A 26,308-nucleotide genomic window follows, 5' to 3' on the forward strand; every position below is an offset into this window, starting at 1 on the left:
TCACAACTTTTCTATAATCTCTTTCCAATTACCAGACTTTTTAAAGTCTTTTTCAGTATATAAACCCTCTTTTATTAAAATTCCCCTTGCTGCTATCAATCCAGTTGCTGCAGCATTGACTATATCCCTTGTTAATCCTGCTCCATCTCCAGCTGCAAATACATCTTCTATATTGGTTTCTAAGTATTCATTTACCTCCAATTTCATGGCATAATATTTAATTTCTGGAGCATAAATTAAGGTGTTGGAACTAAAAACTCCTGGAATAATTTTATCAAGCTTTTCAAGACCTTCAATTATATCGGTAGTTATTCTGTGCGGAAGAACCATAGCGATATCTCCAGGAGTTACATCTTTTAGTGTTGGCTCTACAATGCTTCTCTTTATCCTACTCCAAGTGCTTCTCCTTCCTTTTAATAAATCTCCCAATCTCTGAAGTATTGGTTTATTTCCACCAATTGTTGTAGCTATTTGGGCTATGTTCCTACCATAACTTGTAGTATCTTCAACAGGTTCAGTTAGCTCTACTCTAACCAAAAATGCAAAGTTTGTATTGTTGCTCTTTATTTCCCTCATTGAATGTCCATTAACTCCAATCAAGTTGTCATAAACCTCCTTAACAACAAATCCGTTTGGATTTGTGCAGAAAGTCCTGACAAAGTCATCGTAAGTATCAGTATATATGTGAAATTTTGGGTCATAGTTTATCTTAGTTATATGCTCCATAATTAGGGCGGGAACCTCTACTCTAACCCCAATATCTATAGGAGCATGAGTGGCTTTTAAATTAATTTTATCTATCATACTATGAAGCCATTCAGCTCCTCCTCTTCCTGGGGCTAAGATGATGTATCTTGTTTTTAATGTCTTTATTCCTTCTTTAGTTTTTACTGTAACCTCTCCTCTTTTAAATGAGATTACTTCAGAATTTATCATGAATTTAACTCCCTTACCATTAATTGTCGCTAAGAAAGCACCGCCCTTTAGGGCGGTGATGAATTAGGGGAGGTGGGTGGGACAAGCGTAATTTTTATATATTCGAAGTTAGAATCTAACGATTGTCCCCAGTCCACGTTATTATGGGTGGGATTCAGGCGAAATCAAAGATTTCGCTACCTGAAGCAGAAACTTCAGTCTCGAAAATCCCACCGCTGGGGACGTTAAGTTGGGAAAAGGTAGTCCCGAACCCCGAAAGGGGTAGGGATAGTGGGCTTGGCAACCCATGGAGGGTGAGGGTTTTAAACCCTCTGCTCTCCTAAAGAAACTCCGCCCTTTAGGGCGGAGAGTATGTCATTTTCTAAGTGTTGTTTTATATTTTTAATAACCCTTGGTGTATTGTCAGAACCTATATGCCTTTGAATTATTGGAATAAACTTTATACCAACTTGGGCAGCCTTTTTTTCAAGCTTTTTAACTTCTTCCTCATCTCCTTTATAAACCTCTCTTGGAGCACCAAACCTTAAAAATATTTTATCTACCTCATAAACTAACTGCCAGGCATAGTTTTCATCATTAACAAGTTCAGCTAAATTCCCCCCAATATCTGGCCTTAAGTTGAGAGTCCCATCACTTAGCCCTCCAGCTCCCCCAACTCCATACATGATATTACAAGTAGGGCATTTTAAACATTTTCCAGTTTTTAACATTGGACATTTTCTATCCTCTATATCCTTTCCCTTTTCAATGATTAAAATTTTTAATTTAGATTTTTCTGCCAACTCATAGGCTGCAAATAGTCCAGCAGGCCCTGCCCCCACAATGATTACATCATAATCCATGTTTGCACCATGATTAAATATTAATTAGTTTTGGTTTAAGATATTATAAAAAATAATATATAAAGCTTGGAGAGATATCTTATCCTAAAATATAGAGACCTCTCAACGTGAGAAATATGCAAGAAAAAGGAGTTAGTGAGAGAGAGATTTTTGAGGAGTTGAGAAAATATAGAGATTTAGATTTAAAGTATGAAGATGGAAAGATTTTTGGTTCAATGTGCTCAAATGTTCTCCCAATAACCAGAAAAATTGTGGATATGTTCTTAGAAACAAACTTGGGAGACCCAGGGTTGTTTAAAGGAACTAAATTATTGGAAGAGAAAGCTATAGCTTTATTAGGGGAGATGCTAAACAACAAAGATGCTTATGGGCATATTGTTAGTGGAGGAACTGAAGCAAACTTGATGGCTTTAAGATGCATAAAAAATATATGGAGAGAGAAAAGAAAAAAAGGATTATCAAAAAATGAGCATCCAAAGATTATTGTCCCAATAACTGCCCACTTTTCATTTGAAAAAGGAAGAGAGATGATGGATTTAGACTATATCTATGCCCCAATTAAAAAAGATTACACAATAGACGAAAAGTTCGTTAAAGATGCTGTAGAGGATTATGATATAGATGGTATTATTGGAATTGCTGGAACAACAGAGCTTGGGACTATTGATAATATAGAGGAGCTAAGTAGGATAGCAAAAGAATATGACATTTACATCCATGTAGATGCAGCATTTGGCGGTTTTGTAATCCCATTTTTAGATGATAAATACAAGAAAAAGGAGGTTAATTATAACTTTGACTTCTCTTTAGGAGTTGATTCTATAACCATAGACCCTCATAAAATGGGACATTGTCCAATACCAAGTGGAGGAATTTTGTTTAAAAATATAGACTATAAAAAATACTTAGAAGTAGATGCCCCCTACCTAACAGAAACAAAACAGGCGACAATCTTAGGGACAAGAGTTGGATTTGGAGGAGCTTGTACTTATGCAGTTTTAAGATATTTAGGTAGAGAAGGGCAGAAGAAGATTGTTAGTGAATGTATGGAAAACACCCTCTATTTATATAAAAAATTAAAAGAGAATGGGTTTAAGCCAGTTATTGAGCCTATATTAAATATTGTTGCAATTGAAGATGAGAATTATAAAGAAGTCTGCAAAAAACTTAGAGATAAAGGCATTTATGTTTCAGTTTGCAATTGCGTTGAGGCTTTGAGAATAGTTGTAATGCCACATATTAGGAAGGAGCATATAGATAATTTCATTGAAATATTGAAGACTATTAAGAAAGATTAATTGAAAAAATATTTATAATAACATTTAAGTATACCATTATAATATATTACAACTAATATTAAGTATTAAGTTTCAGTATGTTGGGAACCATCAACTTTATTATTTTGTAGCTTTATTTACATATATATCGGTTAATCCCAATATTAAATATATAAGAATATATTAAAAATAAGATGGGGGAGGGGCATGGAAGAAAATTGGAGGGAAATTACTATTAAAAATATTAGAGAGATTAATCAAAAAATAACAAGGTTGGAATGGCTCTTAAACTCATATAAAAACGATAGAGAGGCAGAGTATATAAATAAAAAGATAAATGAATTGAGAATTAAAAGAGATGAGTATATAAAATCCCTTAAAGAGTAAAAGCAGTTGAAATAAAATAATGAAAAAGGAAGAATACAAAATTATAGTGCCTTTTAAAGCATTTTGAATAAATAAGACATAAATGAATATCTTCCTTTTGGAGGCATTCAAATCTTCCTTTATAAATTTTATTAATTTTGAAAGACACTATAAATCTACCGTAATCTTTAAATATCTTTTTCAATATTTCTATGGGTAGGATATTTTTATCATCTTAACTATTTTGGAGGTGTTAATGATGGAAGAAAGAATATACACAATCCCATTGAGAGACGTTATAAACAAATCAGTTAGAACAAAGAGAGCTCCAAGAGCTATAAAGAAGATAAAACAGTTTTTAAAGAGACACATGAAGGCAGATATTGTTAAGATAGACAATGAATTAAACGAAAAGATTTGGGAGAGAGGAATTCAAAAACCACCAGCAAGAGTTAGAGTTAAGGCAGTTAAAGAAGGTAATGTTGTTATAGCTACACTTGCAGAATAAAAGGGATGACTATGATTATCAGAAAATACTTTTCAGGAATTCCCACAATTGGTGTATTAGCACTGACAACTGAAGACCTTACTTTATTACCAATTTTTCTTGACAAAAATGATGTTAATGAAGTATCTGAGGTTTTAGAAACAAAATGCCTCCAGACCAATATTGGAGGCAGTTCGTTAGTTGGCTCTTTATCAGCAGCAAATAAGTATGGGCTATTATTACCAAAAATAGTTGAAGATGAGGAATTAACTCAAATAAAAAACTTTTTAAGGGAGAATGACTTAGATTTAAATGTTGAGATTATAAAATCAAAAAACACGGCTTTGGGTAACTTAATATTAACAAATGATAAAGGAGCTTTGATATCTATAGAGTTAAAGGACTTTAAGAAAGATATTGAAGATATTTTAAATGTTGAGGTTGAAATTGGCACCATTGCTGAGCTCCCTACTGTTGGAAGCAATGCCGTTGTAACAAATAAGGGTTGTTTAACTCATCCTTTAGTTGAAGATGATGAGCTTGAATTTTTAAAAAGCTTATTTAAAGTGGAGTATATTGGCAAAGGAACAGCAAATAAAGGAACAACTTCCGTTGGTGCTTGCATTATAGCAAATTCTAAAGGGGCTATAGTTGGCGGAGACACTACTGGACCAGAGCTTTTAATGATTGAAGATGCCTTAGGGCTGATTTAAGAATCCATTTTTTAATTTTATGTTTGTCTCGTTGAATAAACTTGGAATTTGATAAAGGTAATCATTAGTTGGTATTTGTTAATTTAGAGGATTTAAATATCATTAGGTTTATATTATAGAGTAGTTATTTACCCTTAGAAAAATATAGTGCCGAAAAGTATAAATATCAGAAGAATAATAAAAAATAGATTGTGAATGATTGCCCTGTTAAAATAAGACCGATTCGGTATGGAAACCAAATAATTGGAAGCCTTACAAACCTATAATCAAATTCTATATCGTTAAAATAAGACCGATTCGGTATGGAAATGAATGTAATTTTGTATTAAATAAAACTCTTCTAAAACTCTAAAAAATAAATAAAATAAATATCATTATTTTTTATACCATTCATTAAATTTATTTTCTATAAACTCTCTTATTTTTGCAGGTTCTAAGCCATTAGCTATACTATAAACTGCTACTCCTCCAGCACCAACTCCTTCCTTCACAGAACCTTTGCAGTAATTTTTCAAACCTTCAATTTTTGCCTTCTCAAAATAAAACTTAGATGCCAATATTGGAACTTCTCCAATCTGCTCAACTATTCCCTTTAAATCCCCTTTTCTATCATTTAAAACAAATTCAGTTGTTCCTATGGCTATTAAGTTTTTATCTAAAACCTCTTTGTTAATCTCTTTTATAACTGCTAAGACAGCACTCATCTGTGTTCCTCCAGCTAAGATAACGGGTTTGTTTTTTTCAGCAAAGCTTATAGCTAAACCTGCAACAACTGGCATCATCTTATCTCCAACAGCATTTAAAACATCAAAAACAGATGAATTTTCATTTATATTTGCCTTTTTTAAACCCTCTCTAACAACCTTTATCTTTAACTCATGCGGGTTGTTTATAGAGCCGGAGCTAACCTTTCCCTCTGCGTCATATCCCAAGCCAAGTAAAACCCCTAAAGCAGTTGTAGTTCCACCAGGAACACTCTCTCCAACAATTAGCATCTCAGCATCCAAGTTTTTTCCTAAGAGATAGCCCTTCATATATAGCTCTTTTGAGTTGTTCATTGCCTTACCTTCTTCTATCTTTCCTGTTGGCTTTTCATCTACCTCTATAAAAGGTATCTTTGGCTTAACAAAAGCTCCAGCATCTATGTGTAAGTTTTTTATGTTTTTTAGCTCAACGCACGCCCTTGTTATGGTTGCTGGTGTTGGTGAGCCAGTGGCATCTATTGGTGGTGTCTTTAAAGTTAATGACTTTCCATAAAAAACAAGCTCGACATCTGCAGATGGTGTGTATTTAATAACATCTCTATGAACTCCAGATATTGGAATTGATAGAGTTGTCTCTATTGATGAGATTACACAAGTAAATAATGGGGTTTTTCCTTTAATTTTGTCTAAGAAGTTATTTTCATTTATTGTTATTATTCCCATAATATCCCTCGTTTGTTTATATGTTTAATCCTCTCCTCTTCAACTCTTCATAAACCTCTTTAGGAACTTTAGGTCTTTCCAATGCCTCCTCAGCTCTATCTTTAGACAACAATCCCAATCTAACAAGTGTAGCAACTCTATCAATCTCAAAGCTAAAACCATATTTGTCATAAAATCTCTCCAATGCTACACCAAGCACTAAGCAATTTGTCGTATATCCTCCTAAATTTGGTTTTTTCCAGGGTAAATCTTCTAACATTTTATATTTCTCCTCTTCTTTAAATTTATAGGGGGCTAATAACCTTATCATCTTTATGCCTTCCTTCATATCCCTTACTGCAGAGTGTCCAAACGGCAATTCATGCCCTGTAATTACATATTTCAAACCCAACATCTTAGCTATTCTCCAAACCTCCCTTAATATAAGCCTTGAACATCTTCTACAAGGACTTTCCCCTCTTTTTATCGCATCCTCAAACAAGTCTGTATAATCTCTATTTAAAATCATTAAATCAACATTGTAATGTTTAGTTACATTTAGGGCATTTTCTATTGCCTCCTTAGCCATATACTTATTATCAACCATAACACATAAAGGATTTAGTTTAAATTCCTCTCTCAATAATTTTAATGCTAAAACACTATCTTTTCCACCAGAAAATGCCAAGACACAGTGATATTTCCATCCCTCCTTTTTTAAATTATATAAAATTTCTTCAACCTCTTTCTTCATTTTTTCAAAGTTTGGAGGATATTTTAGCATTGTCAAACAATCTACACATATTGGCTTTCCTTCATAGTTAATTATCTTTTTTGTTTTTGATGTATGAACACAGATTGAACATCTCATTGTCTCACAGATAATATTTTATATAAGGGATGAAAATTTATCATGCGTTGGATATTAAATAAATGTAGGGGAGATGAATGTTTTATAGGTTGTTGTTTGCATCACTTTGGTATATACTACCAGCTTATGTGGCAAATGCATCAGCGTGTATATTTGGCGGAGGAACTCCAGTAGATTTAGGAAAAAATTTTATTGACGGAAGGAGATTAATAGGTAATGGAGTAACATATAGAGGTTGTATTTTTGGTATTATTTGTGGAACATTAGTTGGGTTAATCCAAGGAATTTTAGTGGATTTCAATATTTTTAACAGCTTAGATTTTTACGGCACTGTTTTAGACCATGTTATATTGGCCTTCTTTTTATCTACTGGGGCAATTGTTGGTGATGCAGTAGGTGGCTTTATAAAAAGGAGATTAAATATTGAGAGAGGTAAACCAGCCCCACTGTTAGACCAACTTGACTTTGTTATTGGAGCTTTAGCATTTGGCTACATTGTAGCTCCAATACCTTATGAAATGATAATAATAATCTGCCTATTTACAGTGTTCATCCATCTACTTGGAAATATAATCGCCTATAAATTAGGTATTAAGGATGTTTGGTGGTAGAGATGATAACAATAGATATTGAGCTAAAAGACAAGCCTGGAGAATTATTAAAAGTTTTAACTCCAATATCAAAGCATGGAGCTAATGTAATAAGTGTTATCCATTCAAGAGAGGAAAAAAGAGGAGGTAAAGTCCCTGTAAGGATTGTTATTGATGTTGAGGATAAGGAAAAATTAAAAAATATTTTGGAAGATTTAGAAAAGGAAGGGGCGATAATTAAAAAAATAGATGGGAAGGATAAAAAGGTTTATTTAGATGTTGTTGTTATTGGGCATGTTGTTGATACCAATGTGAGAGATACAATTGATAGGATAAATGAGATAGGGCTTGTTGAAGATTTGGATTTAATTATGCCACATCCAGATAAAGAATCATCAGCAATGATGAGAATTATTATTGATGAAGATAAGATAGAGGAGCTTTTTTATCTATTTGAGGAGTTAGAGAAGGAAAAGGGGCTATTATTTATCAAATCTATATTTTAAATAAAATTTTTGGTGAGAGAATGGACATAATTATCGTTGGATTTGGAGCGATAGGAAAGGGAGTTGCTAGGGTTTTATATGAGAAAAGAGAATATTTAAAGAAAAACTATGAAGAGTTTAGAGTTGTTGCTATAACAGATAGTTCTGGAGCAGCAATAGATGAAGATGGTTTAGATTTACTAAAAGCAATAGAAGTTAAAGAGAAGACAGGAAAAATTAAAAATTATCCAGAGAAAGGAAGAGAAGTTAGCTCTATAGATGTTATAAGAAATGTTGATGCGGATGTTGTTGTTGAAGTAACACCATCAAACTTAGAAACAGGAGAACCAGCTAAAACTCACATCTTAGAAAGTTTTAAAAATAAAAAACATGTTGTGACAGCTAATAAAGGGCCTTTAGCTTTATGTTATAGAGAGTTGATTGAGGAGGCAAAAAAGTATAATGTTATTTTTAGGCATGAGGCTTCAGTTGGAGGAGCTATGCCAATAATAAACTTGGCTAAGGAAACACTGGCAGGAAATGAAATTTTATCAATAAGAGGAATTTTAAATGGAACAACCAACTACATTCTAACAAAGATGGAGAAAGAGGGCTTAGATTTTGAAACTGCATTAAAAGAAGCCAAAGAATTAGGGATAGCTGAAACAGACCCAACTCAAGATATTGAGGGTTTAGACACTGCAGCAAAGATTGTTATCTTAGCAAACTCAATTATGGGAATGAATAAAACAATAAAAGATGTGAAAGTTAAGGGAATAAAGAGAATAACTCCAGAAGCTCTATTTTTAGCCAATAAGAGAGGATACACAATAAAATTAATTGGGCAGATTAAAGATGGATATTTGATTGTTGAGCCAATGCTTGTTCCAATAGACAGTCCGTTAAATGTTAAAGGAACTTTAAATGTCGCAATGTTTGAAACTGATTTGGCAAAAGAGGTTGTTGTTGTCGGAAGAGGGGCTGGGCCTATAGAAACTGCCTCAGCTATTTTAAGTGATTTAATACACATCTACCTCTCTACTAAAAAATAATTAAATTTTTTGATATTGTGTAATATTTATATATGAGTTTGTTGATATTTTTTGATTAAGGTGTTTTTAGGTGTTTATTATATTGTTATGTTTGTCTCGTTGAATAAACTCGGAATTTGATAAGGTTGTTAATTAGTTGGTATTTGCTTATTTAGAGGATTTAAATTTAATTTCTAAGGGTTTGTAACTTTGATTATTTGGAATATTCAGGTTTATTGAATTATTTAGATTTTTAAAATTTAAGATTAGATAGTAAGTCAAATAAAATTTCTCCAACCAATAAGTCAAATCTTCAAATTTAAAAAGATAAGAATACTCAATTTTATTAAAAGGGAAAGATTTAAATATCATTGGATTTATATTATGGAGTAGTTATTTACCCTTAGAAAAATATACTACCAAAAAGTATAAATATTAGAAGAATAATAAAAAATAGGTTGTTGATGATTGCCCTGTTAAAATCAGACCGATTCGGTATGGAAACCGAGATTTTAAGCCATATACAAGAATGTTTAAATTAAGTTAAAATCAGACCGATTCGGTATGGAAACCAAAAGAATTATTCAAACTGATAGATTGCCAAGTTAAAATCAGACCGATTCGGTATGGAAACTGTCAAATAATTTAGCGTATGGATTTACTCCACAGCCAGATGTTAAAATCAGACCGATTCGGTATGGAAACGATGGAAAGAAGATAGGAGGATATCCTATACACAAAAAGTTAAAATCAGACCGATTCGGTATGGAAACTTCTTTGTATGGGAGTGTGGTTGCTTCTAATAGTAGTTGTTAAAATCAGACCGATTCGGTATGGAAACGCCAATACCCACAATATTCCAAAAAATCCAATTATTGCTCGTTAAAATCAGACCGATTCGGTATGGAAACAAAGCTTCAGTAATGCTTTTATCAGTGATAGCGTCTTGTTAAAATCAGACCGATTCGGTATGGAAACGATATTTATATTATTTTTGTTTAGATAGGCTGCTAAGTTGGTTAAAATAAGACCTCTTAGAAGATGGAAAGTAAAATCAGACCTTTAAAAAATTTTATTACTCTATAATATTTATTAATTTAAATATATAAATTAACCTCCAAAAACTCCATGACAAACGGTATTACATTAATACTTAAAAAATTCCGTTTCTTAATAATAAATAGTAGTAATTTATATATCTCTAAATTTATGTACTATTTTTAACCATTATTTTTAGGTGAAATCAATGTATGCAGTTAGAGACATAAACCTTTGGAAAGAAGGAGAAAGAAAGATTGAATGGGCTAAACAACACATGCCAGTTTTAAATTTAATTAGGGAGAGATTTAAAGAAGAAAAGCCATTTAAAGGAATAACAATAGGAATGGCTTTACACTTAGAGGCAAAGACAGCTGTTTTGGCAGAAACATTGATGGAAGGAGGAGCAAAAATAGCTATAACTGGCTGTAATCCTTTATCTACACAGGATGATGTTGCTGCTGCTTGTGCAAAGAAGGGAATGCACGTCTATGCATGGAGGGGAGAGACGGTTGAAGAGTATTATGAAAATCTAAACAAAGTTTTAGACCATGAGCCAGATATTGTTATAGATGATGGTTGCGACTTAATATTTTTGTTGCATACAAAGAGAACTGAACTCTTGGATAATATAATGGGTGGCTGTGAAGAAACAACAACTGGGATTATTAGATTAAAAGCCATGGAAAAAGAAGGAGCTTTAAAATTCCCAGTTATGGATGTGAATGATGCATATACAAAGCATCTATTTGATAACAGGTATGGGACTGGACAGAGTGCATTAGATGGGATTCTGAGAGCAACTAACTTGCTAATTGCTGGAAAAACTGTTGTTGTAGCGGGCTATGGATGGTGTGGTAGAGGAGTTGCGATGAGAGCTAAGGGATTGGGTGCAGAGGTTGTTGTTACTGAAGTTAATCCAATCAGAGCTTTAGAGGCGAGAATGGATGGATTTAGGGTTATGAAGATGGAAAAAGCGGCTGAAATTGGAGACATATTTATAACAACAACTGGATGTAAGGATGTTATTAGAAAGGAGCATATATTGAAGATGAAAAATGGAGCTATTTTAGCAAATGCTGGACACTTTGACAATGAGATTAATAAAAAACACTTACAAGAGTTAGCTAAATCAGTAAGGGAAGTTAGGAATTGCGTAACTGAATACGATTTAGGAGATAAAAAGATATATCTGTTAGGGGAGGGGAGGTTGGTTAATTTAGCGTGTGCAGATGGGCATCCGTGTGAGGTTATGGACATGAGCTTTGCCAATCAAGCCTTAGCTGCTGAATATATCCTAAAAAATCATGATAAGTTAGAGCCAAGGGTTTATAACATCCCTTATGAGCAAGATTTAATGATTGCCTCCCTAAAGCTAAAGGCTATGGGCATTGAGATTGATGAATTAACTGAAGAGCAGAAGAAATACTTAGAAGATTGGAGAGAGGGAACTTAAATAGAACTTTCCACAGTTATATATGCACTTTTAAATTTTTGATATCTTTAAAGCCAAGATTATTCTTGTGAAAATTCTAATTATTTTTTTAAAAATTAGAGGGCAATGTCTTCAATAACATTTTCGGCTGTTAAACTCTCGATATTATTAAACTTTAATCCCATAACCTTCTCTTTTATTTCACCAGCATTAACATTACCAATAACTGCAAACACAAAATCATCTAAGTTGTATAAGACTATTTTATGCTTTTTTCCTTTAATCTCAATGTATTCAATTTCATCGTCGAATCTCTTATAAAGCATCTCTGAACTTCCCATAACAACGGCTATATGTCTCGATATTCTCTCTAAATCTTCTCCGTCGATATTTCCAACTTTAACAAAGGAGTCTTTTGAAACTATAACAAATCCTTCAACATTTTTTAAATCTTTTAATAGATGTGAAAGTGTTTCATTTACCTCATTTACTTTTTTGTTTTCTATTGCTATCATATTAACCACCTTTCCATACTTATTCATTTTTTTAGTAATTTTTTAGGATACTTATGTAATTTTTTATTCCTATTATGACTTTGTAGTGGTATAAATACATTTCCAATATGTTCATTGTTGTGACATAATCAAAAATATCAAATCTAATGTGACAGCAGCTCTAAACTCTTATTAGTTGCTATTCAATGCTTTCTCCAATAGGGGATTTCCACTGTTCATTATCTTTTCAATAATATCAAAATAATCATCTCTCTTAAAATGAACATTTCTAATCTTTTCTCCTCTCAATTCAGGACATGCTCTCAAAACTAAATCGTAAAGCTCAGTATCTTTTATACTTTCTAAGACCTTTTTTATTAATTCATCATTATCTTTATAGATATCTATAATTCTTCTTACCATAATAATTTTAATACCCAAAAACTTTGCCTTTGAGTTTATGATATTTAAGTCATTGATGATTTTTTCATACTTCTCCATCTTGTCACCTTTTTCATTTCTTCCAAAATTTGAGAAAATTTCAGCCCTTTTTTCATCTGGTTACAAATAGTGGAAATTTTGGTATAAATAAATTTTAGAACAGTTTTTAGATATTTTTATTAATCCAAATATACAAATTAAAGTAATAAAATAAAAATAAATAGTAAAAGAGCAGGTCACTAATTTGAAAATATTCCACTATCTATCTTCCCATAACCTCTCGAACTTTGACATTAAATTCCAAAACCAAAAAAGTTATGTTATATATCAATAATTTTTATTATTATAATTCACCCCTCCCCCTAAAATTTTAAATCCACTTTTTTAACATCTCTGCACTATTATTTTATAATTCCTCTAAAATATAATCTTTTTGTGTATTTTACTTTGTAGCAATTTATGTAGGTGAGGCTATTTGGTGTTTTTCAAAATACTTTGAATAGGACTTTCGCAGTTCATATATTTCATTCTTTAAAAATTTTAGTCCTACGAAAGTCCCTATTGTAACAACAGAAAATAGCAATCGCTATTTCGAAATTTATGAGAAAAATAAAAAAAGAAAATATAAAATTAAAGTTTAATTATTCAAACTCCAAATCCATCCCTTCCAATCTTCTCTTAAACTCCTCTAAAACAATATCCTCATACTTCTCTTCTGTTGTTGGATTTCCGTTTTCATCCTTAGCTACAAAGCATGCAGCCAATCTTAAGTAATGCCCAGCATCATCCCACGGAACTGTTGAAATTAATTTCTCTTTAATTAAGTATTGAGAAAAGTCCTCTGCTGTTTTAAATTCAATGCCATTGGCTTTTGTAGGAGATTTAACATACAAGTAGAAAGTTCCTCCAGGCATTTTTGCTTTAAAACCAACCTCATTTAATATTTTAACCATCTTTCTTAATCTTCTCTCATACTTTTGCCTAACTCTTTCAGTTATTTCTGGATGTTGTAAGCAGTAAATTCCAGCCTTTTGAATTGGAATGAACTGCCCACTATCAAAGTTATCTTTAACTGTTGCAAATGCCTTAATAATTAGCTCATTTCCAACTAAGAATGCCAATCTCCATCCAGTCATGTTAAATGCCTTTGAGAAGCTGTGGATTTCAACTCCAACCTCCTTAGCATCTTTAACTGATAAGAATGAGAGAGGCTTTCCATCATAAACCAACGCCCCATAGGCAGCATCTTGAACAACGATAACCTCATTCTCAAATGCAAAATCAACAACTTCTTTGTAAAACTTCTTTGTAGCTTGTGCCCCAGTTGGGTTGTTTGGATAATTCAAGTATAATATCTTTGCCCTCTTCTTAATATCCTCTGGAATGCTATCTAAATCTGGTAGGAAGTCATTCTCTTCTAACAATGGTAAATTATAAACCTCTCCTCCATACCATTTTGTGTGTGTTGCTGTAACTGGATAACCAGGAACTGTCATTAGGGTTACATCTCCGGGGTTTATAAATGCTGAAGTTATATAAGCTAAAGCTGGCTTTGAGCCTATTGAGTGTATAACCTCATTTACTGGGTCTATATCTTTAACTCCATAAACCTTTTCCATGTATGGAGGAACGGCATCTTTAAGCTCTTGAATTCCATTGTCAGCATAACCTCTATTTTCCCATTTTTTAGCCTCTTCGCACAAAACTTTTATAACCTCTGGGTCTGCCATTTCATCTGGCTCTCCAACACCCATATCTATTAATTCCATATCTGGATGTTTTTTCATAGCCTCTTGCTTTGCTCTCTTAATCTTCTCAAATTTGTAAATTACATCTTCCTTACCAAACTTCTTTCCCCCAATCCTTTCAGCAAATAAGTTTTGTATGTAGCTGTCCATTTTATCACCAATGGCATTTTTGTTTTAATGGTAGATGGGATTTAATAGATATAAAAATTTCGCTCATATTCTATATTAGAGTTTTTAATTTTATGTTCTTGGTTTTATATACTCTCTGTTGGAATTTTGTATTAGAAAATTTATAGAGAGTAATACTGATTTTTGATTTTAAGGTATTGATATTGGTTAATTATTGGGATTTTTGTTTATGGTTGTGTATTGAATTTATAAATTAGATACAGCCTTCTTAATCTTATAAAGGATTTAATAATCATGCAGTAAGAACATTGAGATAAAAATTAGAAAGGAATATATAGGAGTTTAGGCATATATTATAAGAGCAAAATGTTAGAGTTTGAATCGGCAGTCCATTAAAACAAGGATGGAAACTATTCTGCTTTTTTGATTTCTGGTTTTAGTTGTTTGTGTTTGAGTCGGTAGTCCATTAAAACAAGGATGGAAACTTTTTCAGTTGAGGGTTGTATACTCTTACCTCATGTTTGACTCCTTAGTCCATTAAAACAAGGATTTAAATAAAATAAAAATCACTTAGCAAGTGTAAACCTCACATCATCATCCCCAACATCAAACAATCCCAACCTAACACCCGCATCAATCCATCCATAGGCATAATTTAATGAGGCAAAGGCAGTTACATAATCCCCTCTCTCTTTAAATGCCTTAGCATCTTCAAAATAGCTCTCTATCATCAATAAAAAATCCTTAGCAACATCATACAATAAACTTCTCTTTGGTGGCATGCCTTTTTTAATAATCTTTATTGCCTCCTCTGTTCTTTTAAAATAATTATTTAGCTTCTCTTCAGTTATTTCTTTATTCAACTCTATCACCACCAAAAAATTTTCTTAAACAAATCAAATTTGTAAATTTCCAGCCCCTCAATTTATAAAACTCCAATGCCTTTATGTTGTCTTTATCTGCCAATAGAGATAACCTCAAAAAACCATTTTCTTTGCAGTATCTCTCAGCCTCCAATAAAAGCTTTGTTCCAATGCCTCTGCCTCTAAACTTTTCATTAACAATCAAATCCTCTAAGAGCCCAACCTTTCCTCCTTCAGCAGTAGATATTAACATCTGAATGGAACACATCCCAATAACTCTCCCATTATATCTTGCAACAAATATTACTGCGTCTTCCCTATCTAATAAAAGCTCTAATCCTTTTCTTTGCTTTTCATAGTTTGGGATAAAGTCCTTCTCAATCTCAAATAACTGCTTCAATAGATTAATCATATCCTCAATATCCTCCTTTTTAGCAGTATCTATAGTTATCATAAACATCACCATGGTTATTCATCCTTTTCATAGATAAATATATCTTCAATCTTAACTCCAAAAAACTTTGCTATCTTAAATGCTAATTTTAAAGATGGGTCATATTTGCCTTTCTCTATGGCAATGATTGTTTGCCTACTAACTCCTAACTTTTTTGCTAAATCTTCTTGAGTTAAGTTATACATAGCTCTATAAATCTTTAGTTTATTCTTCATTATTTCACTATAAAAACTTTTTAAATGTGTAGAACTCAATTATAAACATATTTGCTGCAATAACAAGTATTATTGCCCTAATGAAATCAACTGCTTTGATGCAAAATTCTTTTGAAGGAAATATCAACAAAAATAAATAAACGGTAAGCAATAACCCAAGAATAGATATTAAGGTTAAAAATCCAGATTTTTGTTTGAGATTTTCAACAAATTCATCAAAAACTTCAAAGATTAGTTTATACTTTGGAAATAAAACTCCCATAATAATTAAAAGAATTAATGCAGATATTCCAGTTGTAATATCTAAAAATGTTCTGCTATAAACAATGCCAAGGAATATTAAAATCCCTTCAATAAATCCAATACTAATTGCTAATAAATTCTCATATAACCTTTCATTTATATCTTTTTTATCAACAAACAACCAAATTACAAATATTACCAACAAGAAAGCTAAAGCCATTTTAAAATTTTTAATAAATATGGATAAAAGCAAAACTGCTAAAAAATCAAATGCTAAGATAAATTTTATTTTGGTTTTTAAGTTCATAGTTTCACCTAACTAAACTTTTTGGTGTAGTATGTAGTAAAAATCATAAATGGCAGTGTTATGACACTAATAATCCCTGCAAAGAAGTTAATTAAAGCTATTTTGATATCATAATTCCCCAAATAACAAACTACACACCAAAATATAGTTATTGATAAAATAAAAGACATGATTGTTTTATAAGCACTCTTTTCATATATTACTACCTTTCTTTCATCAATATCAGTATCCTCTCTCGTCTCTTTAAATATGAGGGGAATAATCCCAATACACATAAAAATTAAACCAATAAACAAAAATCCGATATCTATCTGTTGACTATAATAAAAGGTAAAGTATAAGATTACTCCTCCAACTAATCCACAGCTAAGAATTAAAGATATCTCTTTCCAATCTCCAAATAATGGATAGATATTTTGCATTTCCTTAGCAAAGAATACAACTATAGCTAAAAATAATATGATTATTGCTAAAACTCTTAAATTAAACAGTGCTAAGAAATAATACAAAACCACCCATAAAACTCCAATGAGAAATCCAATAAATGCCTTATTCATCCCTCTCCCCTGTATAATATTTTCTAAAATCTAAAATCTAAAACATAATGTTGTTATGTTAATGTTCCTTTACATTATGTTAAGTATGTTTAACATTTCTGTATATAAAATTTTCCATAAAAAGATTTAAATACTTACAATATATAAAAATCACAATAAATAAACAACTAAAAGTGATAAAATGACTTTAAAACAAAAATCAGTTTTGACTTTCATAATAATCTTAATGATAATTTTGATTTTGCTTATTACAATAGACATTTTAGCGAATAAAATAATAATTAAAATAGATGGACATTATTATGATGGTTTAGGGCAAGGTTTGGCTATGAGAGATGCAATCCTCCTATGCCCTTCATTTAATGAAATAAATATTTCAGTTGGAGAAATCTACGAAATTCCATTAAACGGAAGTTATGAAATAACCATTCATGATAACAACTCAACCATAAAGCTGTTTAAAAATCAAAGTGGCTATTATATTGAAGGAGTCAAAAAAGGAACTGCCAATATTTCATTTTCAAAAACCACTGAAAAGGAAGTGGTGTCTATTTTCTACATAGTCAATGTGAATTAATTTTTGTGACTTTTTGATTTTTAATTCAACTTTTTGATTATTATGCCTAAACTATTTTCGTCAATTGACTAAATCTCCAAAACTTTATATATTACCTTAACAATTCTTAATGATTGATAATGACAATTTGTAACATAAGAGGGATAATAATGATAGAAATTAGATTCCATGGAAGAGGAGGACAAGGTGCTGTTACCGCCGCTCAAATATTAGCTAAAGCTGCTTTTTATGATGGAAAGTTCTGCCAAGCATTTCCGTTCTTTGGTGTTGAGAGAAGAGGAGCTCCAGTTATGGCATTCACAAGAATAGATGACAAAAAAATCACATTAAGATGCCAAATTTATGAGCCAGATTATGTTGTTGTTCAAGATGCTACTCTTTTAGAGAGTGTTAATGTTGTTGAGGGGTTAAAGAAAGATGGGGCAGTTATAATTAACACTGTTAAGGATGATTTGGATTTAGGTTACAAAACATACACAATTGACGCTACAGGAATAGCCTTAGATGTTTTAGGAGTTCCTATTGTAAATACTGCAATGGTTGGAGCTTTTGCTGGAGTTACAGGGATTGTTAGCATAGAATCAGTTAAAAAAGCTATTTTAGACACATTTAAAGGAAAATTAGGAGAGAAAAACGCTAAGGCAGCTGAAGTTGCTTATAATGAGATGTTAAAGAAGTATAAAAAGTAAATCCAATGGGGTGGATTGAATGGTTACAATTGCCGCAATAATATATGAGCCAGGAAATTCAATAAAAAACAAAACAGGAAGCTGGAGAACATTTAGACCAATCTTAGACAATGAAAAATGTGTAAAATGTGAAAACTGCTATATATTCTGTCCAGAAGGGGCTATTCAAGAGGATGAAAATGGAAACTTTAAGATAAACTACGATTACTGTAAAGGATGCTTAATCTGCATGAACGAATGTCCAGTAAATGCAATAACAAAGGTTAGAGAAGAGAAATAAAAGGTGGAAACATGTGTGAAGTTAAAGTTATTACAGGAACTTCAGCAGCTGCTGAAGCGGCTAAATTAGCTGATGTTGATGTTGTTGCGGCTTATCCAATCACACCACAAACGACATGTGTTGAGAAGTTAGCTGAGTTTGTAGCTAACGGGGAGTTAGATGCTGAATATATAAAAGTTGAGAGTGAGCATTCAGCAATGTCTGCCTGTATTGGAGCAGCTGCAACTGGAGCAAGGACATTTACGGCAACTGCCTCTCAAGGTCTGGCTTTGATGCATGAAATGCTCTTTATTGCCTCTGGAATGAGATTGCCAATAGTCATGATGGTTGCTAACAGGGCTTTATCAGCTCCTATAAATATATGGAACGACCACCAAGATTCAATAGCAGAGAGAGACACTGGATGGATTCAGATATATGTTGAAGACAACCAAGAGACTCTTGACAGCATTATACAAGCCTATAAGATTGCTGAAAATGAAGATGTTTTATTACCAGTTATGGTTTGTTTAGATGGGTTTATCTTAACCCACACAGTAGAGCCAGTAACAATCCCAAAAGCAGAGAGAGTTAGAGAGTTTTTAGGAGTTTATGAACCAAAACACGCATACTTAGATCCAGATAGACCAATAACTCAAGGACCTGTTGGAGTTCCAGATTGTTACATGGAGACAAGAAAGCAGATAGAAGAAGCTATGGAAAGAGCTAAGAAAGTAATTAAAGATGTTAATGAGGAATTTGCAGAGTGGTTTAAGAGGAAGTATGGAAATGGTTTAGTTGAAGCATACAACTTAGAGAATGCAGACACTGTATTGGTAGCAATAGGTTCTGTCTGTGGAACAATAAAATACGTTATTGATGAGCTTAAAAAAGAAGGGAAAGAAGTTGGATTGTTAAGAATAAGGACATTTAGACCATTTCCAAAAAAGGATGTTAAAGAGTTATTAAAAGATGCCAACAATATAGCTGTATTGGATAAAAACATTTCATTAGGTGTTAATAAGGGAGCTTTAGGTATTGAAATGGCATCAATTTTAAAGAATAAGAAGGTTTGCAACTACATTGTTGGATTGGGAGGAAGAGATGTTAAAATAGAGGATATTAAAGCAATAATTAACCATGTTGAGAAGTCAGAGGATGACGCAACTTTATGGGTAGGATTAAAGGAATAAAAAATAAATTTTTAATTGGGTGATTGTAATGCAATTTCCAAGAGAAGAATTATTTGCTCCAGGGCATAGAGGATGTGCTGGTTGTGGAGCGGCAATTGTAGCAAGATTGCTTTTAAAGGCGGCTGGAAAAAACACCATTATATCAAACGCTACTGGATGTTTAGAGGTTATGACAACACCATATCCAGAGACATCATGGAGAGTTCCTTGGATTCATACTGCCTTTGAAAATGCAGCGGCAACAGCAAGTGGTATTGAGGCGGCTATAAAAGCATTAAAGAGAAAGAGAGGTAAATATGCTGATAAAAAAATAAATGTCATTGCAATTGGAGGAGATGGAGGAACAGCAGATATTGGTTTTCAGGCATTAAGTGGGGCTATGGAAAGAGGGCATAATATACTATATGTTATGTATGACAACGAGGCATACATGAACACCGGAATACAGAGAAGTTCATCAACACCTTTCATGGCTGCTACAACAACATCTCCAGCTGGTTCAAAAATTAGAGGGGAAGATAGACCTAAAAAAGATATGACAATGATAATGGCGGCTCATGGAATTCCTTACGTTGCTACTGCATGCATTTCATATCCAGAAGACTTTATGAGAAAGGTTAAAAAGGCATTGAGCATTGAAGGTCCTAAATTTATACAAGTTTTACAGCCTTGTACAACAGGTTGGGGATATCCACCAGAAAAAACAATAGAAATTGGAAGATTGGCAGTTGAAACAGGAGTTTTCCCACTCTATGAGATTGAAAATGGGGATTTCAGAATTACCTACAAACCAGCTAAGAGGAAACCCGTTAGAGAGTATCTAAAGATGCAGAAAAGGTATAGACACTTAACTGATGAAGATATTGAAAGAATTCAGAGATATATCGACGAAAAGTGTAAGTTATTGGGGCTTTAAATTAAAAATTCCCTTTTTTATTTGGATTATAAAATAATAATTTTTTGTGGTGATTAGGATGAAAAAAATAATAATGACAAACTTTAACTGTGACAACTGTGGGGATTGTGTTAAGGCATGCATGGAAAAGAATAAAGTTGGAAGAATAGCCATAATGGAGAAGGATGGAAAATATATTCCAATTATATGTCAGCACTGTGCTTCAGCCCCTTGCAAGGAGGTTTGTCCAGTTTCAGCAATTGAGCATAAAGATGGTTATGTGTATTTGAATGAAGAAATCTGTATAGGTTGTGGTTTGTGTGCCTTAGCATGTCCATTTGGAGCTATAATAATGGAAGACAAAGCTTATAAGTGTATTTTATGCAATGGGGATGAACCAGCATGTGTTAAAGCTTGCTCAAAGAGATGCTTAGAGCTTGTTGATGTAAATGACTTAATATTTGCTAAGAGAGATAAATCTTTGGATTTATTTAGTAAGATGACTCTTCCAACACAAAAAACAGATAACAGTTTAATTTCAAAAATAACCATAAATGCTAAGGTTCAACCTTAATTATTAATAATTATTTTTTGGTGAAATAATGGTAGTAGTTAATGTTGGCTCCTGTATTGGATGTAGAAGATGTGAGAGAAGTTGTCCAGTAAATGGAATAACTTTTAATGAGTTCCCAATAAAATGCATGCATTGCGATAAAAATCCCTGTCTATATGCATGTCCAGAGAATGCAATAGAGAGGATTAATGATAAAGTGGTTGTTATAAAGGATAAATGTATCGGCTGTGGTTTGTGTGCCTTAGCATGTCCATTTGGAGCTATAAGAATTGATGGAGTAGCAATAAAGTGTAATGGATGTTATAAAAGAGATGTTGAAATTTGCAAAGAAGTATGTCCAACTGGAGCTATAAATAACCTTGAAGAAATATTGAGTAATAAGTTGTGTAATACTCTTGATAAGTTCAGTAAGTTGTATGCCATATATGGAGGATTTAAAGGAGCTGCTAAGTGATATCATTAGTATGACTGTATTATGATTATTTTTCTTATTTTTATGATAACTTTTGGATTTTGTTTTTCGAGGTTTATTTTATTCAACATAATTGCCAGTTTCCATTCGAAAATCTTCCAAAAAGTATATAAATCCAAACTGTACTTAAAATAACTTGTTTTCAATTTAATATCAATAGATGCTTATTAATGAATTCAAATTAATGTTAAAAGTGTGATAAAAGTGATGTAAATGGAATGTGAAGACATGATAAAAACCCTTGAAATCCTAAAGAATGTAATTAAAGCAATTGAATTTTCTGATAAAGGTGAATTTGAAAATGCAATCAAATGTTTGGATGAAGTGTTATCTTTAGACCCAAAAAACACATTAGTTTTATATGTAAAAGGGATTATTTTAAAGATTATGGGAGATATGGACAAATCAATGGAACAATTTGAAAAAATAGATAATAATAAAGAGAAATCTCCACTTTCTTGGACGAATTTAATATGTTTAAATTTTGTTAAGGGAGATTATGAAAAGACATTGAAATACATTGATAAACTCTCAAAAATCTCCTCAAAATGTTATCTTTCCCCATTTCATAAAGCATTAATATTTATTGAGTTGGGAAAGTATGAAGAGGTATTAAAGTATTTTGATGAATTATTAAAAGTAAATGATAAGTTGTCCTCAATATGGAGACAAAAAGCTATTTTATTGGGAGATTTGGGAAGATTAAACGAAGCTCTTGAATGTTTAGATAGAGTTATTGAGATTAATAAAAATGACACATACGCATGGTATTTAAAAGGAAAGATGCTGAAAAAATTGGGAAATTACAAAGAAGCACTCAAATGCCTGTACACTGCTATAGGATTAAATAAGGACTGGATTCATACTTACAAAGATATTGGATATCTTGAGTTATTGTCAGGAAATTATGATGAAGCATTAAAATATTTAAGTAAATATTTACAAAAGTTTCCTGAAGATATTGAAGCGAAATTCTATAAGGCATTAGTTTATGAGCATTTAAACAAACTTGACGATGCCTTAAAAATTTATGATGAAATTATTTCAAAATTGAAGGACAATAACTTTATATTTAAAAGCTCGTTAATAAATAAAGCGAGAATCCTCGAAAAACTTGGAAAAATTGAAGAAGCAGTGGAGACCTATAATAAAGCTCTTGATAATAACATCTAAATAAAAAATAAAAAATAGTTTATCTTCCCCAGAATATGTTGTTGGTTAATTTTTGCATTAATTCCATGTATCTTAATAATGCTTCTTTTTCATCGTTTCTTAGTCTATCCATGTATTTATGGTAGAGTTCTCTAACATGGCTTTCTGGAACAGCCACATACATACAATCTCCTTCATCAACATGCCTTTTTAAAGTTATCCTACCATCTATAGCTATCGAAACTGCCTTCCCTGCCTTTGCTTCTTTAACATTCTCCCCTCTATCCTTTATCTCTCTAACATAACCTAACTGCATTCCATCCTCTCTCATTAGTGGAGCTCCAACTCTCAAAGTTCCACAGAGAACTTCAACTCCACAAATTGCAGGGTCTTTCTGTCTAAATATACAATCTGGTAAAATTCTAACAATTGCTGGTTTGATGAGTTTTTCAAACTCACCATATTTAATTCTCTCTTCCTCTTTCTTAACCCACTCTGTGAAGTCTTCAACTAACTTATAGATAATGTTATCTACAAATACTTTTATGTCATATTTCTCTATTTCTTTCTGAGCTTCTGGTAAAATTTTTACGTTAAAGGCAACTATCGCTCCATGTAATGGATTACTCTGCTTGTATGATGCAACTTCAATAACATCCTTCTTGGTTACATCTCCAACCTCTGCCTTCTTAATCTTAACTCCCGCCTTTCTTAACTCATTAGCTAAAGCTTCCAAAGAGCCGAGAGTATCTGCTTTTATTAAAATTCCTTCATCATCAACCTCTATCTTTGCCTCTTCAACTTCTTTCATAACCTCTTCTTTTGCTTCCTCTATCTTATCTTTTGGAACAATCCTTATTGGACATCCGGCTATAACTTTATCCAAATCTGGGGCGGCTATCTTAACCCCTGCAGCAGCTGTAACTTCATTTACTGGCTTAAACTTATCTCTTGGGTCTCTCATCTCATCCAATGGCTTTGGTTTTAATAAAGCTTTAACTCTTGTAACTAAAACATCATCAGGCAATCCCACAACTAAATAATCTCCCCTTCTTGCAATTCCATCATAAATTATGGCATCTATCGTTGTTCCTAATCCTTTCTCTTCCTTAACTTCCAATATTGTTCCCTTTGCATATCCTTCAACATTAAGCTTTAATCTATCCTCTAAAAACTTTTGGGCTAAACCTGCAACCATCATCAATAAATCAGGAATTCCTTCTCCAGTAACTGCTGAGACAGGGATGATACAGACAGTTTTTGTTACATCTTGAACTCTTGAATACAAGTCAGCATCAAAACCAAGCTCATTTAATGGTTTTATTATGTTTTCATACAACCTTATTTCAAATTCAGTTAAAGCATTTGGGTGTTGAGCCTTTTCATTAAAGTTTAAGATAAACGGCCCTTCCTTAGAATTCCATCCAGGGATTAAGTCAATTTTATTTGCTGCCACAACAAATGGGGTTTTACATTGCCTTAATATATTAACTGCCTCAACTGTTTGTGGCTTAAAGCCCTCGTTTATATCAACAACTAATATGGCTATATCAGCCAAAGCTCCTCCTCTTTTTCTTAAAGATGTGAATGCCTCATGCCCAGGGGTGTCTATAACTAACAGCCCAGGAATTTTTAACTCTGCTTTTAACATCTTTAATAAATCTCCACATAACCTCTTTATAACATCTATTGGAATCTCACTCGCCCCTATGTGTTGGGTAATTCCACCAGCTTCTCTTTTAGCAACTCTTGTTTTTCTAATCTTATCTAAAAGTGTTGTGTTATGCACAATTATACCATTTGCTATGAAGTTGTGTGTTTCTGTTGTTAAATCATAGACGTAGCCATCATAATCAATAACTTCAATATCTTCAACTTCAACAAATGCAATATTTTGTATTAATGATTTTATATATTCTATGTCTTCTTCTCCAAAGTCCTGGTTTTTCCAAATATTTAATGCTTCTTTACCCAGTTCAGTTAATTTTCCATCTTTTATTAATCCATCACTTTCAAATGCTTTTAAATAATTAACATCTTTTTCTTTTCCTTCTAATACCTTTATTTTTTTATCTAAGTTATTTGGTTTTAACGAGTTCAAAAACTTTTCAACAATCTCATAAGAAGGAATCTCTTCTCCATTCTCATATTTTGAGTAATATGAGATATTTACCTCATTTTTAGTCATTCCAAACAGGATTCTCAATCTTTTCATATCTTTATTTATTGGATATTTTTCACTTTTTTTACTCTTTTCAATGATTTTGTTTAAATTTTCTTCTTTATATTTTATTGAAAGTCCTATGTTTTTGAAGTTTTTTAAGTTTCTTTTACCTACGATATTTAATTGATAGTATTTCTTTTTAACTCCATTGTAAGATTTTTTAATCTCATAGATTTTTGATGTTATTTCAAATCTTAATAAAAGAACGGAAAGTCCTTCAATAAATTCCTTTGATGCACTTACTATTTCAATTCTGTTTTGTCTTAAATTCACATGCCCATCGGCATCAAAATAACCTCTGATAAACTCTGCAACGAGTTCTTTTGGAGCAACGTATAATATTTGTGGTATTTTTATGTTATAAGATTTTTTTTCACTTGGATAATCAAATAAGACTTTAATAAGATTAATTAATGCATTTTTCCCATTTTTAAATATTATTTCATAAGAACTTTTTCTTTTTATTCTCTCAACTTCAATTCCTAAGCTATTCAATGATTTTAATTTGTTAAATACCTCCTCATCGTTATTTGCTATTTTATCTTTACAACCGTCTCCAAACATAACTCCTGCAAGGTAAAACAAACTTTTCCATTCATCTAATGATTTTGGAAGTTTTATGTAATGCTTAGGTTTTCCACATCTGTGAATTCTCGGAGAAAAGGCAATTTTTTCAATATTTAGGTTATATTCTATAACATCTTCACTTCTGAAAACATTTTTCTCTTTTTTGTAGCTCTTTGCTGAAGGTAATTCAATATTTTCCAAATCACTTTCATCAACTTTTGCAATTAATTCACTATTTAATATCTTTGAATTTATAAATTCAATGAATTTCTCAAAGTTATCATTTCCATAAACTTTCCTTGGTATTGCAATGTAGGTTCCTTTTTTGATATTTTCTGCTTTTACCCACCCATTATTGGTTAAGAATGGATGTTCTGGAGTTGTAGTTATTGAATGCCAATTCTTTAATTTTATTTTTATCATCTTTCCTTTATGCTTTAATCTCCATACGTAAGGGGCATTTATTAACTCAATCTCTCCATTTTTATTTAAGCTACAAACTTTTATATCCAACTTTCTTATTTCTTTTAACTCATCTTCCTCAATAACTTCATTTCCTTTTTTAAATAACTCCTCAATCTTAACTTCTCCATGCTCAGTTAAAACCTTCTCATAAGGCATTAAGCACTTTCCATGGTCCACGTGTCCTAAAACACAAACTATTGGACATCTGAGATTCTGATTTCTATTATCCTTCTTAGTGTTTTTTTTAGCCATAATAATCCCTCTTAATGTGTTTTAATCACAATATATTAATAAATTTATAAATTCAAGTTGT

The 26,308-nt window shown here is 32.0% G+C and carries 28 protein-coding genes, 1 pseudogene and 1 CRISPR repeat array; of the genes and pseudogenes, 16 read left to right on the plus strand and 13 right to left on the minus strand.

Going from position 1 to position 26,308, the window contains the following annotated elements; all coding sequences use genetic code 11:
* A pseudogene (locus MFS40622_RS02250) lies at positions 1 to 960 on the minus strand (NAD(P)/FAD-dependent oxidoreductase); the annotation flags it as partial.
* Between the two features lie 278 nt (positions 961 to 1,238).
* Complete coding sequence (locus MFS40622_RS02255; protein WP_048197407.1) at positions 1,239 to 1,778, minus strand: FAD-dependent oxidoreductase; 540 nt, start codon at positions 1,776 to 1,778, stop codon at positions 1,239 to 1,241.
* A gap of 116 nt (positions 1,779 to 1,894) precedes the next feature.
* On the opposite strand from MFS40622_RS02255, the gene mfnA reads away from it, so the two are divergent.
* From mfnA to MFS40622_RS02275, 4 genes are all read left to right on the plus strand, one after another.
* Positions 1,895 to 3,076: a tyrosine decarboxylase MfnA gene (gene mfnA / locus MFS40622_RS02260; RefSeq protein ID WP_012980057.1), complete on the plus strand. Its 1,182-nt coding sequence runs from the start codon at positions 1,895 to 1,897 to the stop codon at positions 3,074 to 3,076.
* Positions 3,077 to 3,262: 186 nt separating this feature from the next.
* Positions 3,263 to 3,442 carry a hypothetical protein gene (locus MFS40622_RS02265; protein WP_012980058.1) on the plus strand — a complete coding sequence of 60 codons (180 nt, stop codon included), beginning with the start codon at positions 3,263 to 3,265 and terminating at the stop codon, positions 3,440 to 3,442.
* Positions 3,443 to 3,677: 235 nt separating this feature from the next.
* Positions 3,678 to 3,929, plus strand: a complete 252-nt coding sequence (locus MFS40622_RS02270; RefSeq protein WP_012980059.1) for a 50S ribosomal protein L31e — start codon at positions 3,678 to 3,680, stop codon at positions 3,927 to 3,929.
* Positions 3,930 to 3,940: 11 nt separating this feature from the next.
* Entirely contained in the window at positions 3,941 to 4,621 is a 681-nt protein-coding gene (locus MFS40622_RS02275; protein ID WP_012980060.1) for a translation initiation factor IF-6, read from the plus strand.
* Positions 4,622 to 4,995: 374 nt separating this feature from the next.
* Here the strand turns inward: MFS40622_RS02275 and cobT are convergent, their stop codons facing one another.
* The gene (cobT, locus tag MFS40622_RS02280) at positions 4,996 to 6,048 is read right to left on the minus strand and encodes a nicotinate mononucleotide-dependent phosphoribosyltransferase CobT (protein ID WP_012980061.1); all 1,053 of its coding nucleotides are present in this window, start codon (positions 6,046 to 6,048) and stop codon (positions 4,996 to 4,998) included.
* 16 nt (positions 6,049 to 6,064) lie between these two features.
* Entirely contained in the window at positions 6,065 to 6,898 is an 834-nt protein-coding gene (locus MFS40622_RS02285; RefSeq protein ID WP_012980062.1) for a phosphoadenosine phosphosulfate reductase family protein, read from the minus strand.
* Positions 6,899 to 6,975: 77 nt separating this feature from the next.
* On the opposite strand from MFS40622_RS02285, the gene MFS40622_RS02290 reads away from it, so the two are divergent.
* The 4 genes from MFS40622_RS02290 to ahcY all read left to right on the plus strand — a co-directional run bounded on the left by MFS40622_RS02290 (position 6,976) and on the right by ahcY (position 11,498).
* Positions 6,976 to 7,509: a CDP-2,3-bis-(O-geranylgeranyl)-sn-glycerol synthase gene (locus MFS40622_RS02290; protein ID WP_012980063.1), complete on the plus strand. Its 534-nt coding sequence runs from the start codon at positions 6,976 to 6,978 to the stop codon at positions 7,507 to 7,509.
* Between the two features lie 2 nt (positions 7,510 to 7,511).
* The gene (locus MFS40622_RS02295) at positions 7,512 to 7,994 is read left to right on the plus strand and encodes an ACT domain-containing protein (RefSeq protein ID WP_012980064.1); all 483 of its coding nucleotides are present in this window, start codon (positions 7,512 to 7,514) and stop codon (positions 7,992 to 7,994) included.
* Positions 7,995 to 8,014: 20 nt separating this feature from the next.
* Positions 8,015 to 9,025 carry a homoserine dehydrogenase gene (locus tag MFS40622_RS02300; RefSeq protein ID WP_012980065.1) on the plus strand — a complete coding sequence of 337 codons (1,011 nt, stop codon included), beginning with the start codon at positions 8,015 to 8,017 and terminating at the stop codon, positions 9,023 to 9,025.
* A 454-nt stretch (positions 9,026 to 9,479) separates the two neighbouring features.
* Positions 9,480 to 10,052: a CRISPR direct-repeat array (repeat unit 30 nt; unit sequence GTTAAAATCAGACCGATTCGGTATGGAAAC).
* Between the two features lie 198 nt (positions 10,053 to 10,250).
* Positions 10,251 to 11,498, plus strand: a complete 1,248-nt coding sequence (gene ahcY / locus MFS40622_RS02305; RefSeq protein WP_012980066.1) for an adenosylhomocysteinase — start codon at positions 10,251 to 10,253, stop codon at positions 11,496 to 11,498.
* Between the two features lie 95 nt (positions 11,499 to 11,593).
* Here the strand turns inward: ahcY and MFS40622_RS02310 are convergent, their stop codons facing one another.
* The 8 genes from MFS40622_RS02310 to MFS40622_RS02345 all read right to left on the minus strand — a co-directional run bounded on the left by MFS40622_RS02310 (position 11,594) and on the right by MFS40622_RS02345 (position 16,928).
* On the minus strand, positions 11,594 to 11,992 hold the full coding sequence (locus MFS40622_RS02310; RefSeq protein ID WP_012980067.1) for a roadblock/LC7 domain-containing protein: 399 nt from the start codon (positions 11,990 to 11,992) through the stop codon (positions 11,594 to 11,596).
* Between the two features lie 171 nt (positions 11,993 to 12,163).
* Positions 12,164 to 12,472 (minus strand): hypothetical protein, encoded by a 309-nt coding sequence (locus MFS40622_RS02315; RefSeq protein ID WP_012980068.1) that lies wholly within the window; start codon positions 12,470 to 12,472, stop codon positions 12,164 to 12,166.
* Between the two features lie 581 nt (positions 12,473 to 13,053).
* Complete coding sequence (locus MFS40622_RS02320; RefSeq protein WP_012980069.1) at positions 13,054 to 14,310, minus strand: LL-diaminopimelate aminotransferase; 1,257 nt, start codon at positions 14,308 to 14,310, stop codon at positions 13,054 to 13,056.
* A 545-nt stretch (positions 14,311 to 14,855) separates the two neighbouring features.
* Entirely contained in the window at positions 14,856 to 15,152 is a 297-nt protein-coding gene (locus MFS40622_RS02325; protein ID WP_012980070.1) for a DUF357 domain-containing protein, read from the minus strand.
* Complete coding sequence (locus MFS40622_RS02330) at positions 15,145 to 15,606, minus strand: GNAT family N-acetyltransferase (RefSeq protein WP_048197409.1); 462 nt, start codon at positions 15,604 to 15,606, stop codon at positions 15,145 to 15,147. The genes MFS40622_RS02325 and MFS40622_RS02330 overlap by 8 nt, the downstream gene beginning before the upstream one ends.
* A 14-nt stretch (positions 15,607 to 15,620) precedes the next feature.
* Positions 15,621 to 15,821: a helix-turn-helix transcriptional regulator gene (locus MFS40622_RS02335; protein ID WP_012980072.1), complete on the minus strand. Its 201-nt coding sequence runs from the start codon at positions 15,819 to 15,821 to the stop codon at positions 15,621 to 15,623.
* 7 nt (positions 15,822 to 15,828) lie between these two features.
* The gene (locus MFS40622_RS02340) at positions 15,829 to 16,371 is read right to left on the minus strand and encodes a hypothetical protein (protein WP_012980073.1); all 543 of its coding nucleotides are present in this window, start codon (positions 16,369 to 16,371) and stop codon (positions 15,829 to 15,831) included.
* Positions 16,372 to 16,379: 8 nt separating this feature from the next.
* Positions 16,380 to 16,928, minus strand: a complete 549-nt coding sequence (locus MFS40622_RS02345) for a DUF2178 domain-containing protein (protein WP_012980074.1) — start codon at positions 16,926 to 16,928, stop codon at positions 16,380 to 16,382.
* Positions 16,929 to 17,109: 181 nt separating this feature from the next.
* Here MFS40622_RS02345 and MFS40622_RS02350 point away from each other — a divergent pair, with 181 nt between their 5' ends.
* The 8 genes from MFS40622_RS02350 to MFS40622_RS02385 all read left to right on the plus strand — a co-directional run bounded on the left by MFS40622_RS02350 (position 17,110) and on the right by MFS40622_RS02385 (position 22,760).
* A complete protein-coding gene (locus tag MFS40622_RS02350) occupies positions 17,110 to 17,505 on the plus strand; it encodes a hypothetical protein (protein WP_012980075.1) in 396 nt (131 codons plus the stop codon).
* A gap of 149 nt (positions 17,506 to 17,654) precedes the next feature.
* Positions 17,655 to 18,194: a pyruvate synthase subunit PorC gene (gene porC / locus MFS40622_RS02355; protein WP_012980076.1), complete on the plus strand. Its 540-nt coding sequence runs from the start codon at positions 17,655 to 17,657 to the stop codon at positions 18,192 to 18,194.
* A 19-nt stretch (positions 18,195 to 18,213) separates the two neighbouring features.
* A complete protein-coding gene (gene porD, locus MFS40622_RS02360; RefSeq protein WP_012980077.1) occupies positions 18,214 to 18,474 on the plus strand; it encodes a pyruvate synthase subunit PorD in 261 nt (86 codons plus the stop codon).
* Between the two features lie 11 nt (positions 18,475 to 18,485).
* Entirely contained in the window at positions 18,486 to 19,646 is a 1,161-nt protein-coding gene (porA, locus tag MFS40622_RS02365; protein ID WP_012980078.1) for a pyruvate synthase subunit PorA, read from the plus strand.
* 28 nt (positions 19,647 to 19,674) lie between these two features.
* Positions 19,675 to 20,562, plus strand: a complete 888-nt coding sequence (porB, locus tag MFS40622_RS02370) for a pyruvate synthase subunit PorB (RefSeq protein WP_012980079.1) — start codon at positions 19,675 to 19,677, stop codon at positions 20,560 to 20,562.
* 58 nt (positions 20,563 to 20,620) lie between these two features.
* Positions 20,621 to 21,115: a 4Fe-4S dicluster domain-containing protein gene (locus MFS40622_RS02375; protein ID WP_012980080.1), complete on the plus strand. Its 495-nt coding sequence runs from the start codon at positions 20,621 to 20,623 to the stop codon at positions 21,113 to 21,115.
* A 28-nt stretch (positions 21,116 to 21,143) separates the two neighbouring features.
* Positions 21,144 to 21,569, plus strand: a complete 426-nt coding sequence (locus MFS40622_RS02380) for a 4Fe-4S dicluster domain-containing protein (protein ID WP_012980081.1) — start codon at positions 21,144 to 21,146, stop codon at positions 21,567 to 21,569.
* Between the two features lie 231 nt (positions 21,570 to 21,800).
* Positions 21,801 to 22,760 carry a tetratricopeptide repeat protein gene (locus MFS40622_RS02385; RefSeq protein ID WP_052292123.1) on the plus strand — a complete coding sequence of 320 codons (960 nt, stop codon included), beginning with the start codon at positions 21,801 to 21,803 and terminating at the stop codon, positions 22,758 to 22,760.
* Between the two features lie 19 nt (positions 22,761 to 22,779).
* Here MFS40622_RS02385 and infB read toward each other — a convergent pair whose 3' ends face one another.
* Complete coding sequence (infB, locus tag MFS40622_RS02390; RefSeq protein WP_012980083.1) at positions 22,780 to 26,247, minus strand: intein-containing translation initiation factor aIF-2; 3,468 nt, start codon at positions 26,245 to 26,247, stop codon at positions 22,780 to 22,782.
* Positions 26,248 to 26,308: the final 61 nt, after the last annotated feature.

The sequence above is a fragment of the Methanocaldococcus sp. FS406-22 genome (assembly GCF_000025525.1).
Taxonomy (GTDB): domain Archaea; phylum AGJL01; class Methanococci; order Methanococcales; family Methanocaldococcaceae; genus Methanocaldococcus.

Bases quoted from the DNA above. Each gene is read 5' to 3' on its own strand.
- MFS40622_RS02255 (WP_048197407.1), bottom strand. From the start codon at position 1,778: ATGGATTATGATGTAATCATTGTGGGGGCAGGGCCTGCTGGACTATTT.
- mfnA (WP_012980057.1), top strand. From the start codon at position 1,895: ATGCAAGAAAAAGGAGTTAGTGAGAGAGAGATTTTTGAGGAGTTGAGA.
- MFS40622_RS02265 (WP_012980058.1), top strand. From the start codon at position 3,263: ATGGAAGAAAATTGGAGGGAAATTACTATTAAAAATATTAGAGAGATT.
- MFS40622_RS02270 (WP_012980059.1), top strand. From the start codon at position 3,678: ATGATGGAAGAAAGAATATACACAATCCCATTGAGAGACGTTATAAAC.
- MFS40622_RS02275 (WP_012980060.1), top strand. From the start codon at position 3,941: ATGATTATCAGAAAATACTTTTCAGGAATTCCCACAATTGGTGTATTA.
- cobT (WP_012980061.1), bottom strand. From the start codon at position 6,048: ATGGGAATAATAACAATAAATGAAAATAACTTCTTAGACAAAATTAAA.
- MFS40622_RS02285 (WP_012980062.1), bottom strand. From the start codon at position 6,898: ATGAGATGTTCAATCTGTGTTCATACATCAAAAACAAAAAAGATAATT.
- MFS40622_RS02290 (WP_012980063.1), top strand. From the start codon at position 6,976: ATGTTTTATAGGTTGTTGTTTGCATCACTTTGGTATATACTACCAGCT.
- MFS40622_RS02295 (WP_012980064.1), top strand. From the start codon at position 7,512: ATGATAACAATAGATATTGAGCTAAAAGACAAGCCTGGAGAATTATTA.
- MFS40622_RS02300 (WP_012980065.1), top strand. From the start codon at position 8,015: ATGGACATAATTATCGTTGGATTTGGAGCGATAGGAAAGGGAGTTGCT.
- ahcY (WP_012980066.1), top strand. From the start codon at position 10,251: ATGTATGCAGTTAGAGACATAAACCTTTGGAAAGAAGGAGAAAGAAAG.
- MFS40622_RS02310 (WP_012980067.1), bottom strand. From the start codon at position 11,992: ATGATAGCAATAGAAAACAAAAAAGTAAATGAGGTAAATGAAACACTT.
- MFS40622_RS02315 (WP_012980068.1), bottom strand. From the start codon at position 12,472: ATGGAGAAGTATGAAAAAATCATCAATGACTTAAATATCATAAACTCA.
- MFS40622_RS02320 (WP_012980069.1), bottom strand. From the start codon at position 14,310: ATGGACAGCTACATACAAAACTTATTTGCTGAAAGGATTGGGGGAAAG.
- MFS40622_RS02330 (WP_048197409.1), bottom strand. From the start codon at position 15,606: ATGATAACTATAGATACTGCTAAAAAGGAGGATATTGAGGATATGATT.
- MFS40622_RS02335 (WP_012980072.1), bottom strand. From the start codon at position 15,821: ATGAAGAATAAACTAAAGATTTATAGAGCTATGTATAACTTAACTCAA.
- MFS40622_RS02340 (WP_012980073.1), bottom strand. From the start codon at position 16,371: ATGAACTTAAAAACCAAAATAAAATTTATCTTAGCATTTGATTTTTTA.
- MFS40622_RS02345 (WP_012980074.1), bottom strand. From the start codon at position 16,928: ATGAATAAGGCATTTATTGGATTTCTCATTGGAGTTTTATGGGTGGTT.
- MFS40622_RS02350 (WP_012980075.1), top strand. From the start codon at position 17,110: ATGACTTTAAAACAAAAATCAGTTTTGACTTTCATAATAATCTTAATG.
- porC (WP_012980076.1), top strand. From the start codon at position 17,655: ATGATAGAAATTAGATTCCATGGAAGAGGAGGACAAGGTGCTGTTACC.
- porD (WP_012980077.1), top strand. From the start codon at position 18,214: ATGGTTACAATTGCCGCAATAATATATGAGCCAGGAAATTCAATAAAA.
- porA (WP_012980078.1), top strand. From the start codon at position 18,486: ATGTGTGAAGTTAAAGTTATTACAGGAACTTCAGCAGCTGCTGAAGCG.
- porB (WP_012980079.1), top strand. From the start codon at position 19,675: ATGCAATTTCCAAGAGAAGAATTATTTGCTCCAGGGCATAGAGGATGT.
- MFS40622_RS02375 (WP_012980080.1), top strand. From the start codon at position 20,621: ATGAAAAAAATAATAATGACAAACTTTAACTGTGACAACTGTGGGGAT.
- MFS40622_RS02380 (WP_012980081.1), top strand. From the start codon at position 21,144: ATGGTAGTAGTTAATGTTGGCTCCTGTATTGGATGTAGAAGATGTGAG.
- MFS40622_RS02385 (WP_052292123.1), top strand. From the start codon at position 21,801: ATGGAATGTGAAGACATGATAAAAACCCTTGAAATCCTAAAGAATGTA.
- infB (WP_012980083.1), bottom strand. From the start codon at position 26,247: ATGGCTAAAAAAAACACTAAGAAGGATAATAGAAATCAGAATCTCAGA.